11 protein-coding genes are annotated in these 11,686 nt (G+C 66.3%); 6 read left to right on the top strand and 5 right to left on the bottom strand.

Annotation, left to right across the window (positions count from 1 at the left end; all coding sequences use genetic code 11):
• Nucleotides 1-8: 8 nt before the first annotated feature.
• From I6L45_RS02700 to I6L45_RS02690, 3 genes are all read left to right on the top strand, one after another.
• Nucleotides 9-599: a LysE family translocator gene (locus I6L45_RS02700; RefSeq protein ID WP_043758011.1), complete on the top strand. Its 591-nt coding sequence runs from the start codon at nt 9-11 to the stop codon at nt 597-599.
• Nucleotides 600-716: 117 nt separating this feature from the next.
• Nucleotides 717-1,409, top strand: coding sequence for an aspartate/glutamate racemase family protein (locus tag I6L45_RS02695; protein WP_043758014.1), 693 nt, complete (start codon nt 717-719; stop codon nt 1,407-1,409).
• A 229-nt stretch (nt 1,410-1,638) separates the two neighbouring features.
• Entirely contained in the window at nt 1,639-2,853 is a 1,215-nt protein-coding gene (locus I6L45_RS02690; protein ID WP_216983390.1) for an aldose 1-epimerase family protein, read from the top strand.
• 79 nt (nt 2,854-2,932) lie between these two features.
• Here the strand turns inward: I6L45_RS02690 and I6L45_RS02685 are convergent, their stop codons facing one another.
• Together I6L45_RS02685 and I6L45_RS02680 are read right to left on the bottom strand one after the other, a co-directional pair.
• On the bottom strand, nt 2,933-3,664 hold the full coding sequence (locus tag I6L45_RS02685; RefSeq protein ID WP_216983389.1) for a lipopolysaccharide kinase InaA family protein: 732 nt from the start codon (nt 3,662-3,664) through the stop codon (nt 2,933-2,935).
• A 151-nt stretch (nt 3,665-3,815) separates the two neighbouring features.
• On the bottom strand, nt 3,816-5,606 hold the full coding sequence (locus tag I6L45_RS02680) for a long-chain fatty acid--CoA ligase (protein ID WP_114523145.1): 1,791 nt from the start codon (nt 5,604-5,606) through the stop codon (nt 3,816-3,818).
• A 180-nt stretch (nt 5,607-5,786) separates the two neighbouring features.
• Here I6L45_RS02680 and I6L45_RS02675 point away from each other — a divergent pair, with 180 nt between their 5' ends.
• A complete protein-coding gene (locus I6L45_RS02675) occupies nt 5,787-6,329 on the top strand; it encodes a thioredoxin family protein (protein WP_216983388.1) in 543 nt (180 codons plus the stop codon).
• Between the two features lie 60 nt (nt 6,330-6,389).
• Here the strand turns inward: I6L45_RS02675 and rimI are convergent, their stop codons facing one another.
• Both rimI and I6L45_RS02665 read right to left on the bottom strand, forming a co-directional pair.
• Nucleotides 6,390-6,851 carry a ribosomal protein S18-alanine N-acetyltransferase gene (gene rimI / locus I6L45_RS02670; protein WP_043758024.1) on the bottom strand — a complete coding sequence of 154 codons (462 nt, stop codon included), beginning with the start codon at nt 6,849-6,851 and terminating at the stop codon, nt 6,390-6,392.
• A gap of 75 nt (nt 6,852-6,926) precedes the next feature.
• A complete protein-coding gene (locus I6L45_RS02665) occupies nt 6,927-7,358 on the bottom strand; it encodes a DNA polymerase III subunit psi (RefSeq protein WP_254204364.1) in 432 nt (143 codons plus the stop codon).
• A gap of 215 nt (nt 7,359-7,573) precedes the next feature.
• On the opposite strand from I6L45_RS02665, the gene I6L45_RS02660 reads away from it, so the two are divergent.
• Nucleotides 7,574-9,181, top strand: a complete 1,608-nt coding sequence (locus I6L45_RS02660; RefSeq protein ID WP_216983387.1) for an ATPase RavA domain-containing protein — start codon at nt 7,574-7,576, stop codon at nt 9,179-9,181.
• An 85-nt stretch (nt 9,182-9,266) separates the two neighbouring features.
• The gene (gene viaA, locus I6L45_RS02655; RefSeq protein WP_216983386.1) at nt 9,267-10,721 is read left to right on the top strand and encodes an ATPase RavA stimulator ViaA; all 1,455 of its coding nucleotides are present in this window, start codon (nt 9,267-9,269) and stop codon (nt 10,719-10,721) included.
• Here viaA and I6L45_RS02650 read toward each other — a convergent pair.
• Nucleotides 10,668-11,591 carry a DMT family transporter gene (locus I6L45_RS02650; RefSeq protein WP_134696050.1) on the bottom strand — a complete coding sequence of 308 codons (924 nt, stop codon included), beginning with the start codon at nt 11,589-11,591 and terminating at the stop codon, nt 10,668-10,670. The two genes, viaA and I6L45_RS02650, sit on opposite strands and share 54 nt — an antisense overlap.
• Nucleotides 11,592-11,686 lie beyond the last annotated feature (95 nt).

Genomic DNA, 11,686 nt, shown 5'->3' with positions numbered 1-11,686 from the left:
AGGTTGAGATGGATCTGAACTGGTTGCTTCCCCTGGCGGGCTTTGCCCTCATCACCTGTGGCACGCCGGGCCCCAACAACATGTTGCTCACCAGTGCCGGGGCCGCCCAGGGATTTCGCCGCAGCGTGCCCCTGCTGGTGGGGGTGGTAGGAGGCATCAACCTGATGATCCTGGCCACGGCCCTGGGGCTCGGAGTGGTGTTCGAGCAGGTGCCGCTGCTGCACGACGGCCTCAAGTTGGTGGGCTCGGCCTACCTGCTCTGGCTGGCCTGGAAGGTGGCCAACGCCAGTGGCCCGGCCGAGGGCAACCGGCCGCTCATCCCGGCCCATCAGGGGGCCATGCTGCAGCTGCTCAACCCCAAGGCCTGGATGATGGCGCTCTCCGCCATCAGCGGCTTCACCCTGGCGGGGGAGTCCTACTGGCCGTCTGCCGGCTGGGTGCTCGGCATCTTCTTCGTGACCGGCCTCTATACCGGTGCCTTCTGGGTGTTGTTCGGTGCCCAGGTGCGCCGTCTCATCCGCACCGCCAGGGGCTGGCGTCGTTTCAATCTGGGCATGGGGCTCGCCACCGCGGCCTGCGTGCTGATGATCTGGGTTTAGGCCTCGGCCTGAGCCTTTACCGGCTGTCTTGTTGGCCCTTCGGGGCCTTTTTTTATGCCGTCGGCGGTGCACCATGAGGCGAGCACTGCCCTGTGCCCCGAGGGGCAAGGAGGTCCCATGAAATGTATCGGTCTGCTGGGTGGCATGAGCTGGGAGTCCACCGTCAGCTATTACCAGGCTCTCAACCGGGGCGTGCGAGCGCGCCTCGGCGGCCTGCACTCGGCGCGGGTGCTGCTTGCCAGCGTCGACTTCGCCGAGATAGAGCGGCTGCAGCACGCCGGTGACTGGCCCGCCACTGCCCGCCTGCTGGCGGCCGAGGCCAGGGCCATCCAGGCTGGCGGCGCGGATTTCCTGCTGATCGGCACCAACACCATGCACAAGGTGGCGCCAGAGATCGAGGCCGCCATCGACATCCCGCTGCTCCATATCGCCGATGCCACCGCTCGTCAGCTGCAGGCGGACGGGATACAAAGGGTCGGCCTGCTCGGTACCCGCTTCACCATGGAGCAGGATTTCTACAAGGGGCGGCTGCAGGAGCGCTTCGGGCTGGAGGTACTGGTGCCAGAGGAGGCCGAGCGAGAGCGGGTGCACCGCATCATCTATGACGAGCTCTGCCTCGGCGATCTTCGCGAGTCGTCCCGGGCCGAGTACCTGGCCATCATCGCCGCCCTGGCCGCGGCGGGTGCCCAGGCGGTGATCCTGGGGTGCACCGAGATAGCTCTGTTGGTGGGGGAGTGCGAGGCAGCCGTGCCCCTCTACGACACCACCGCCATCCACGCCGAGGCCGCAGTGGCGCTGGCCCTTGCCTGATGTGATGCGGGCGGGGTGAGAGGGCCTGCTCCCTCTCGGCGCCCCGCCGGTTTTCCCTCCTTTCATAACTGTGAGTCAGCCTTCACTTCAGCAGGGCAAGTGCCGTTTTTATTGTCAATCGGCTCACATTTTCCCCTTTTGTCTCTTGAGTCCGGGGCGTCAGACGCCTAGTTTTCGATCACTGAAACGATTCAGCTTCTACAAAAACAAGAGACACGAGGATAAAGCCATGTTGAAGAAACTCTCCATCGCCGTGTTGCTCGCCCTGGGCACTACCGCAGGCCATGCCGCCGAATTCCTGCTGACTGACTCCCAGCAGGGACTGGACGTGGGGGACTGGAAGATCACCAGCGACAAGCTGGGGATCAAGAGCCCGACCCCCTTCACCATCGAGAAGAAGCGCCTGCATGGCGGCCGTCAGGAGGGGGTGGATCTGCTCATCGTCGACAACGGCGTCATGAAGATCACCCTGGTGCCGACCCGCGGCATGGGGATCAAGGAGGTCAAGGCGGCCGATCTGCGCCTCGGCTGGGATTCGCCGGTCAAGGAGGTGGTCAACCCCGCCTTCATCGATCTGGAGAGCCGTGCCGGCCTTGGCTGGCTCGACGGCTTCAACGAGATGCTGGTGCGTTGCGGCTATGAGTGGACGGGTCACCCCGGGGTGGATGACGACGGCCGCCTCAAGAGCCTGCACGGCCGGGTGCAGAACATCCCCGCCTCCGTGGTCAGCGTGACCGTGGACGAGGAGCCCCCCTATGCCATCCATGTGCTGGGCCGGGTGGACGAGCGCACCTTCAAGATGAGCGAGCTGGTCACCTGGACCCAGCTGAGCGTAGTGCCGGGCCAGGCGGAGTTTGCCCTGCAGGACAAGCTGACCAACCACGCGGACTACGAGAACGAGTACCAGATCATCTATCACGGCAACTTCGGGGCTCCCATTCTGGAGGAGGGAGCCAGGGTGAGCACGCCGGTGAAGCAGATCTCCCCGTTCAACGACTACGCCAAGGCCGGACTCAAGGGCTGGCAAACCTATCTGGGGCCCACCAAGGGCTTCGACGAGATGGTGTTCAACCTGGTGCCCTACAGCGACGCCGACGGCAATACTCTGGCGGTGCTGAACAACAAGGCCGGCAACGCCGGGGTGGCGGTGGGTTACAACACCAGACAGCTGCCGGTGCTCACGCTCTGGAAGAACACCGACACCCGGGCCCAGGGCTATGTGACCGGCATCGAACCCGGTACCAGCTATGCCTACAGCACCAAGTACCAGCGCCCGCTCGGGCTGGTCCCCAAGATCCAGCCGGGGGAGACCAAGACCTTCGATCTGACCTATCGTCTGCTGCAAAATGCCGACGAGGTGAACGAAGCCCTGGCCCGGGTGGAGAAGATCCAGGGCGGCCGGGCCACCGAGCTGCGCGAGCAGCCCCTGGTCAAGTTGCCCTGAGTCGCAGGCAGACAGCCACAAGCCGCTCCATGAGCGGCTTTTTCATTGTCCTGCCCCCGGGGGCGGGAGCACGGGCTGGTCAGCGGGGTTCCGGCTTCATAAGGGAGGGGTGAGGCAGTCCCGCCAGGCGCCGCAGCTGGGTCAGCAAGTAATCCCGGTAGCACTGCCCGAACAGCTTGCCGGGCTCAAGGGAGGCGAGGATTGTCTTGCGCAGCCGCTCCCGGTTGCCGGGCAGGCGGCGCACATGGGTATCGATCCAGACGATGTGGCCGGAAGGGGAGAGCATCAGGTTGCCCAGATGCAGATCCCGGTGGTAGTAGCCGTGCCTCGCCAGCTGATAGATGTCCCGGGCGAGCCGTTGTAGCAGGGCCAGGCGAGCCGCCTCGTCGGCCTGCTCGAAGTAGTGCTCGCCGGAGCAGTGTTCCGCCAGGTAGTGCACCGCCAGGAAGGAGGCGTGGGGATTGAGCGGGTTGAGGGCGATGCCGGCCGCCTTGCACTGGACGGTCTGGAGCCCGGCCTTGCGCAGGCGGCGATTGCTCTGCCACTCGCGCAGGGCGTCGATATGACCGACCAGGCGCTTGCTGAGCTGGTCCCGGCACCACCAGCGGAGAGTCCAGCGCGGGTACTTGTCGGGCACTATCTTGCACAGGCTGTTGCTGGCGGGATGAAGCCAGAACTGGCTGCTGGCGATGCGCTCCAGACGGCGGGTCTGGTCGGTCTGCTGCAGCGACCAGTGGTCCAGCTCGAGCTGGTCATGGAGCAGCAGGTAGTAGTGTTTCTTGCCGTGCAGGTCGAGCTTGGTCAGCTTCATGGGAATGGGCGTTGAGTGGCGTGATACATCGCTTCCTCGAAGGAGGCTCCTTGTCAGGTGTGCCAATGTGCGTTGTCGTGGCTGACTGGCGCTGAACGAGCAACAAAAAAGCCGCTCATGGAGCGGCTTTGTTGGCGATGCAGAGGCAGTGTCAGACGTGGCTGTACATGGCTTCTATCTCGCGCTGGTACTTGGCCTCGATGATCTTGCGGCGCAGCTTCATGGTGGGGGTGATCTCCCCGAGCTCCATGGAGAAGGCGCTCGGCAGCAGGGTGAACTTCTTCACCTGCTCGAACTTGGCCAGCTCCTTTTGCAGATCCTGGATGCGAGCCTCGAAGAACTCCATCACCCTGGAGTGGCGCAAAAGCTCGGTCTTGCACTGGTATTGCAGATTGATGGAGCGGGCGTACTCCTCCAGCGATTCGAAGCAGGGCACGATGAGCGCCGACACGAAGTGGCGGGCATCGGCGACGATGGCGATCTGTTCGATGAAGCGATCCTTGCCCAGCGTCCCTTCCACCAGCTGGGGGGCCACGTACTTGCCGTTGGAGGTCTTCATCAGCTCCTTGAGGCGCTCGGTGAAGTAGATGTTGCCCTGGCCGTCCAGCTCGCCGGCATCGCCGGTGCGCAGGAAGCCGTCCTCGGTCATCACCTCGGCAGTGGCTTGCGGCTTGTTGTAGTAGCCGCGCATCACGGTCGGGGAGCGCACCAGCAGTTCGTTGTTCTCACCGAGTTTCACCTCGATGCCGCCGAGGGCCGTACCGATGGAGCCCAGCTTGAACCGGGTGTCCTCGTAGCAGCAGACGGTGGCGGTGGTTTCTGTCATGCCATAGCCGTACTTGAGGTTGAGCCCCATGGCCTGGAAGAAGAGGTTCACCTCGTCGGCGAGGCGGGCGCCGGCCACCGGCAGGAAGCGGGTGCGGCCGCCGAAGCGGGCGCGCAGCTTGCGAAACACCAGGCGCTCGGCGAGCCAGAGCTGGCCGTAGAGCAGGGGGGAGGCGGTCTTGCCCGCCTGGCGGGTGGCGACCATCTGCTTGCCCACCCGGGTGGCCCAGCCGAACAGGGCGCGGCGCAGGGGCGGGGCCTCGGCGACCTTCGCCTGGATCATGGCATAGGCCTTCTCGTAGAGGCGGGGGACGGCGCACATCACGGTGGGTTTCACCTCGCCGATCACCTCCATCACCTTCTGGGGGTCGCGGATGTAGACGTTCTCGGCACCGCAGTAGAGCACGTAGTAGGTCCAGGCGCGCTCGAACACGTGGCTGAGCGGCAGCATGCACAGAGACACATCCTGCTCGCTGAGGTCGAGGCGGCGATCGTGCATCTCGAAGCAGGCGGCCATGTTGGCGAAATCGAGCATGACCCCCTTGGGCTCGCCCGTGGTGCCCGAGGTGTAGATCAGGGTCAGCAGATCGTCCATCCGGTACTTCTGCTCCCGCTCCTGACGCACCAGCTCGCTGGGCTGATGGTTGCCGGAGACGAGGAAGGTCTGGAAGTGGCTGGCCGCCGCGCAGCCGCGCAGATCGACGGTGCCGTCCAGGGCGACAATCTGGGCGATCTCGCCCGCTTGCAGCAGACTCAGCGCCTGATCGAACTGGGGCTGTTCCCCCACGAACAGCACCTTGATGCCGGCGTCCTTGACGATGTAGCGCAGCTGATCCTGGGTGCTGGTGGGGTAGATGGGCACGCTGACGCCACGGGCGGCCAGGATGCCGAGATCGGCCTGGGTCCACTCCGGCATGTTGCGGGCGTAGATGCCGACCATCTCGCCGGACTGGTGGCCGGCGCGGATCAGCCCCTGGGCGCAGTAATCCATGGCCTGGCCCAGGGTTCGCCAGCCGATGGCGCGCCATTGACCATCCTGCTGGACGCGCAAGGCTGCCTTGTTGCCAAGGCGCGCAATACGCTCGCGCATCACTCTAACCAGATGAAACTGCGACATCTCACTCATCCTCAAGTAACAGTTGTGCGCCCGCAGGGGCACTGAAAACGGGGCTGGAGTTTAAACTCTACTATTACAGCTTACAAGTGTTCGCCATTTGTCCTGGATCACAAAGTCGTCAACTTGGGGAGAGTCAGGCATGATAAGCGCAAGGGTCGGATTCATTCAGGGAGTCGAGCCATGAACATCGGGATCAAGAGTCTGTTCACCGGAGCCTTGCTGCTCCTGGCCGGGGCCGGCGCGCTCTGGTTTGCGCTGGGTGGGGGAGATGGGCAGGAGAATCCCTGGCTGAACGGGGCCGAGGGATACGAGCAGGCTCAGCGCCTGGCCCTGAGCGAGGGCTATCCCCTGCTCTATGTGATCGAACGCGCCAAGTGTCGGCGCTGCAAGGCTCTCGACAAGCTGTTGTGGCGTGCCCCCGAGATGCAGTCCGCCCTGGCGGGGCTGGCCAAGGTGCGGCTCAATCCGGAGGCGGGGGATGGCAGCGAGCATATCCTGCGCCGCTTCCCCAGGGTGGCGACGGCCCCTGGCATCTATGTCCAGCGCCCCGGGGAGCCCCTGCGCCCCGTCAAGATTGCGGTGGATCTGGAACAGATCTGGATGCCGGGCGTCACCTATGGTCGCGGCTTCTTCATGCCGCTCTCTGAACCCGCCTTCGAGGCCGTGCTGAGGGTGACCCTCAGCCTGGAGGATCCCGCCATCGACAATGCGCCCCTGCCCTGATGGGGGCGGATAACGGGATCCGGCCATGAACAGTGGCCGAAACCCTGAGATGCCGCGTTCTTAACCGAAGTCGAACAGGCGGGACATCAGCACGGCATCTTCCCGATCCTGGCCGGTGCCGTAGTAGTCGGCGCGGCGGCAATACTCGGCAAACCCCTCGCTCTCGTAGAGGTTGATGGCGGTCTGGTTGCCGGCCCTGACCTCGAGGAACCAGGCCTCGGCCTTGCCGGCCTTGCTGCGGGCCAGGTACTCCCTGAGCAGCGCCCGGCCGAGCCCCTTGCCCTGGAAGTCGGGGTGCACGCAGATGTTCATCAGGGAGCTGTCCCCCGCCACCAGATCCGAGATATAGAAACCGGCGGGGCGGTTGCCCACCAGCATCAGGCCGTTGAGATAGCGGGGCCCGAAGCAGGAGAGCAGGTTGGCCTGGCTCCAGGGCTCCCGATGGGCGGCCTGCTCTATGGGGTAGATGGCCTCGAAATCGGATTCGAGCAGGGGGCGAAAGCTGGGTGAGAGGTCAGACATGGTGACTCCGGGCGGGATTCGGACTTGCGAGGGATACCATGGCCGTGCCATGGTCGTTGCGTCAGGGGGCCCGGTTCAACCGGGCTGGCGATGCCGGCACTGCTGCCACAGGGCGCGCTTGTGCGCCGCGTCCGGGGCGAGCGGGCAGATCAGGGCGTCGGGCCAGCGGGCATCCGGCGCAGTGAGCCAGATCAGGGGGGGCGTCGTCCCCTCGGGCAGCGGGGGGATCCTGGCAATCAGGGAGACTTCGTCCGTGCCAAGACCCAGCCAGCGGCAGATATCCCCGAGCAGGGACGGGGCGGGCAGGGCGTCGGCCTGCAGCCAGAGTTTGCCGGGGGGCAGCGCGGCCGCCACCGGCGGATGCCCGGTCTCTGCCTGCGTCGGCTCGGCCTCCTGCATCGGAGCCGGCGTCTGGCCCGGCAGGGCCTGGCCTCTCAGCTGCCAGACGGCGATGCCCATACGGGCCAGGATGCGCTGGCGCAGCGGGTCCAGCAGGGGATCTTGCATGACGAAGGCTCACTCTTGATCTGCATTGGGGTAAATTCTGATGCGCAGAGTACACTCTCGCGGGTTTTGCTGCACCCCGGACGTTGCCTTTTCGCCTCGCGGCGATGGTGGGTGAACGCCGGCCGAGGGGCAGACGTGACAGACAATGACGACGGGACGGGGCCAGAGGCCGGACCCCGAATCCCTATGACCATACCAGCTTCGGAACTGTGCCTATGCCGCCTTTAGCCCAGAATACTGTTCGTGCCACCCCCATCCATGAGCGTCTGCCCAGGTTGCTGGCCGCCCTCGGAGAGGGGTTGTACGAGCGCCAGGATGCCCTGCGGCTCGGCCTCCTGGCGGCCCTGTGTGGCGAGAGCGTCTTCCTGCTGGGGCCCCCCGGCATCGCCAAGAGCCTGATCGCGCGGCGTCTCAAGCTGGCCTTCCAGGATGCCCGCCACTTCGAATACCTGATGACCCGCTTCAGTACGCCGGAGGAGGTGTTCGGCCCCCTCTCCATCCAGGCACTCAAGGAGGACGGCAAGTACCTGAGACTGACCAGCGGCTACCTGCCGGAGGCCGAGGTGGTCTTCCTCGACGAGATCTGGAAGGCGGGGCCCGCCATCCTCAACACCCTGCTCACCGCCATCAACGAGCGGCAGTTTCGCAACGGCGACAGCCAGCGCCCCATCCCCATGCGGCTGCTGGTCACCGCCTCCAACGAGCTGCCCGCCCCGGACAGCGGGCTGGAGGCACTCTATGACCGCATGCTGGTAAGGGTCTGGATGGACAGGGTGCAGGAGAAGTCCAACTTCCAGGCCATGCTGGCGAGCGATGGCCAGTCCCACCAGAACCTGACCCCGGCGGTGCAGATCCGCGGGGAGGAGTACGACGCCTGGCAGGAGGAGATAGAGCAGGTGCGCCTGCCCGACGCCTGCTTCGAGCTCATCTACCAGCTGCGCCAGCAGCTCGACAGCCAGCTCGGACACGGCTGCTATGTCTCTGATCGGCGCTGGAAGAAGGCCGTGCGGCTCATCAAGGCGAGCGCCTTCTTCAATGGCCGCGACGAGGTGGCGCCGCTGGATCTGCTGCTGTTCAAGGATTGCCTGTGGCACGACGAGGCGTCCCGCACGTCGCTGCTGGAGATGATCGGCGAGTTTTCCCGCCTCTACGGCTATCAGCAGCTGGCGCTGACCCGGGAGCTGCTCTCCTTGCGCGAGGCGTTCAAGCAGTTGCAGGGGGCCGTCGCCCAGCGCATCGGCTGCAAGGCGGTCAAGCGCAAGCAGTGGTTCGGCCGTCGTGCCCGCGGCACCGAGCTGCCGCTGGCCAACGCCAAGCCGTTCGGCAAGCTGGTGCATTTCCAGCTGCTCACCCCGGCGCCCCTGGATGGCAGCGACCCGGAGCGCCTCACCGGCACCCTCACCTTCGATCGCGCCCTGCTCTCCCACTGGCACCCCACCGGGGAGGCGCTGGTGGGCTGGCCGCTTGGCAACCCCAAGGAGGGGCACTACGAGCTGGTGCTGGACGAGCAGCTGCGGCTGCACGTGCTGGACATCCAGCGCCAGCCCGTGCCCCTGATGCTGGTGGAGCGGACCCCCATCCCCGAGGTGGTGATGAGCCCCTGGCTGGCGGAACTGGGGGAGCTGGCGAGCCGGGTGAACCGGGTGCAGCAGAGCCTCAAGGGACAGCGGAACCTGTTCGAGCGCCACCAGCCCCACCTGTTCGTGGGGGAGCACTGGCTGCGGCAGGTGGAGGACAGCTTCTTCGTGCTGAACCGGGATCTGGAGCGCCTGGGGGCCGAGTTGCAGCAGTGGCGGGATCGCCTGCCGGGTCTCGACGGGTGAGGTGCCTGTCGCCGACGGCCCGGACCGGGATGCCGCGAGTTGAGCGGCCCGGCGACGCCGCGCGCCACCTGAACGGGAGGTGCGGATGCTGGAGATAGGCATGATGGATCTGGGGCTCCTCATGGGAGAGGGGGAGCTGGCGGGGGAGATGGCGCTCTTGCTCGCCTCCAGCCCCAAGATCTCCGAGTTTCTCAAGCGCTCGCCCCTGCAGGGCAAGCTGCTGCAAAAGCGCATCCGGCGCTGGAGCGAGCAGCTTGGGGAGGAGATGCGCCACAAGCCGGTGCCGGTGGCCCTGGAGCGAGAGTACCTGCTCTATCAGGCGCATCGCCAGTTGCCCCTGCCGGAGCTGGTGGGACGGCTGCCGACCCTGCTGGAGGCCCTGGAGCAGCACAGCCCCTTCGCCGGGGACGCCCGCAGCCTGGTGCGCCAGATAGTGGCCCAGCCCACCGAGAGCCTGCGCCAGCTCTTCATCGAGAAGTGGCGCGCCAGCCTGGTGGGCAGCCTGCTGCAGTTGCAGCAGCAGATCGCCGAGGCGGAGCGGGAGAAGCAGCGCCAGGAGATAGAGGATCAGCTGCTGGCGAACCGGACCCTGGCCGATGCCCTGGATCCGCACCAGATTTCGGCGGGTGGGCTCTGGGATCTGGCCCAGGGCAGCTGGCACAAGCGCAGCCTGGTGCTGGTGAAACAGTACGCCCGCATGTTGCAGCAGGAGCCCCTGCTGGCGGAGATCGCCGCCCTGCTGGGGCGCAGCGAGCGGGAGCAGCGCAGCGAGGACAGGACCCAGCCGCCGATCCCCGTCCATGAGCTGGAAGAGGTGCAGAGTGACGACGTGCCTGACGATCTGGTGGGGGTGCACCCGGCCAGCGATCTGATGCGGTTGCTGCCGAGCGAGGCGGTGATGCTGGCGCTGCCGGAGCTGGAGCTGGAGTTCTATCGCCGCTATCTGGAGCGGCGCCTGCTGAGCTACCAGTCCAGGGGCACCCTGCCGCGGCAGCGCCTGATGCTGCGCTCCCCCGAGCAGGGGGGGCAGGAGGTGCAGCCCCGCGGCCCCTTCATCGTCTGCGTCGATACCTCGGGCTCCATGGGGGGTTACCCCGAGGAGTGCGCCAAGGCGCTGTTCCTGGCGCTGCTCAAGGTGGCGATGGACGAGAAGCGCGGCTGCTATCTGATGCTCTTCTCCACCGAGGTGGCGACCCTGGAGATCACCGCCGACACCGGGTTGGAGAAGGCGGAGCGCTTCCTATCCATGAGTTTCCACGGCGGCACCGATCTGGTGCCTTGCCTCGAGCAGGCGCTGATCCAGCTGGAGCAGCCGACCTTTGCCAAGGCCGATGTGCTGGTGGTCTCCGACTTCATCGCCCAGAGCCTGCCCCACGACCTGCTGGCGCGGATGAACCAGCGGCGGGCGCAGCAGACCCGCTTCCACGCCGTGGCCATGTCCCGCCACGCCAAGGCGGCCATCCTGCGGGTGTTCGACAACAGCTGGCTACTCGACTGCGGCCTGCGCGGTCGCCTGCTGCGCCGCTGGCAGCGCAGCTGACACGCGCCGTGCCGGCAGACTGGCCAGCACCACCCCGACACACAAGAGGCCAAGCGCAAGCCACACCGGCGGCGTGACGGTTTCCCCCAGCAGCCACCAGGCCAGCATGGCCGCCATCACGGGCGTGAGGGAGCCCAGCGCCGAGCTCACCTCGGCGCCCAGGGTGCGGATGGCATGGGCGTAACAGAGCGCCGCCAGCAAGCCGGCGCCTATCCCTTGCAGCAGGCCCTGCCACAGCCAGACGCTGGCATGGCTCACGGTGGGCAAGGGGCTCCACAGGAGCGTCGGCAACAGCAACAGGGCCGAGGGCACCGCCACCAGCGCGGCGGCATCCAGCGCCGCCAGCCCGCTGCGTCTGACCGCCAGCGTAAACAGGGCCCACAGCAGGGCCGCCCCCAGAAAGCAGAGTTGTCCCTGCCATAATCCCGGTTTTCCGCCCAGCAACAGGATTGCGGTGGCCAGGGCGATGAGGGCGAGCCCCCAGCGTCGCTGCACGGGGCAGGGGGCGCGCCACAGCAGCAAGCCCAGCAGGCTGACCATGAGGGGCACAGTGCCCGGGATCAGGGCGCTGCCCTGCGCCACGGGGGCCAGCTGCATGCCGGTGGCGCCGAGCCAGAAGAAGGGCAGGCCGGCCCCCGCCAGCATGGCCAGCTGCCAGCGCAGGGGCGTGCGGCGCAGGCGGATGCGGTGACGCCAGTAATAGGGGAGGAGCAGCAGGGCCGGGATGCCAAAGCGCAGCAGCGCCAGCGCCTGCGGCGGCAGCTTCTCCTCGGCGCCCAGGCGCAGGGAGAGAAAGAAACCGGACCAGAGCAGCACGGTGGCGAGGGCGGCGGCCCAGCCGCTGCAACGGGGTGATGGTGTGAATGACATCGGGCTCCCTCCATGGTGTGTCCCGGGTCATTATCCCGCCAGGGGGGAGGGTGTTGCAGGGCAAACTGTTTGAGAAATCCGGGGGTAATTGCTAG

Origin of the sequence: Aeromonas sp. FDAARGOS 1415 (assembly GCF_019048365.1) — a bacterium.
In the GTDB taxonomy this organism is placed as follows: Bacteria; Pseudomonadota; Gammaproteobacteria; order Enterobacterales; family Aeromonadaceae; genus Aeromonas; species Aeromonas taiwanensis.
Note: the sequence above shows the minus strand (reverse complement) of the source record. Positions and strands in the feature narration are given on the sequence as shown.

Bases quoted from the DNA above. Each gene is read 5' to 3' on its own strand.
- I6L45_RS02700 (WP_043758011.1), top strand. From the start codon at position 9: ATGGATCTGAACTGGTTGCTTCCCCTGGCGGGCTTTGCCCTCATCACC.
- I6L45_RS02695 (WP_043758014.1), top strand. From the start codon at position 717: ATGAAATGTATCGGTCTGCTGGGTGGCATGAGCTGGGAGTCCACCGTC.
- I6L45_RS02690 (WP_216983390.1), top strand. From the start codon at position 1,639: ATGTTGAAGAAACTCTCCATCGCCGTGTTGCTCGCCCTGGGCACTACC.
- I6L45_RS02685 (WP_216983389.1), bottom strand. From the start codon at position 3,664: ATGAAGCTGACCAAGCTCGACCTGCACGGCAAGAAACACTACTACCTG.
- I6L45_RS02680 (WP_114523145.1), bottom strand. From the start codon at position 5,606: ATGTCGCAGTTTCATCTGGTTAGAGTGATGCGCGAGCGTATTGCGCGC.
- I6L45_RS02675 (WP_216983388.1), top strand. From the start codon at position 5,787: ATGAACATCGGGATCAAGAGTCTGTTCACCGGAGCCTTGCTGCTCCTG.
- rimI (WP_043758024.1), bottom strand. From the start codon at position 6,851: ATGTCTGACCTCTCACCCAGCTTTCGCCCCCTGCTCGAATCCGATTTC.
- I6L45_RS02665 (WP_254204364.1), bottom strand. From the start codon at position 7,358: ATGCAAGATCCCCTGCTGGACCCGCTGCGCCAGCGCATCCTGGCCCGT.
- I6L45_RS02660 (WP_216983387.1), top strand. From the start codon at position 7,574: ATGCCGCCTTTAGCCCAGAATACTGTTCGTGCCACCCCCATCCATGAG.
- viaA (WP_216983386.1), top strand. From the start codon at position 9,267: ATGCTGGAGATAGGCATGATGGATCTGGGGCTCCTCATGGGAGAGGGG.
- I6L45_RS02650 (WP_134696050.1), bottom strand. From the start codon at position 11,591: ATGTCATTCACACCATCACCCCGTTGCAGCGGCTGGGCCGCCGCCCTC.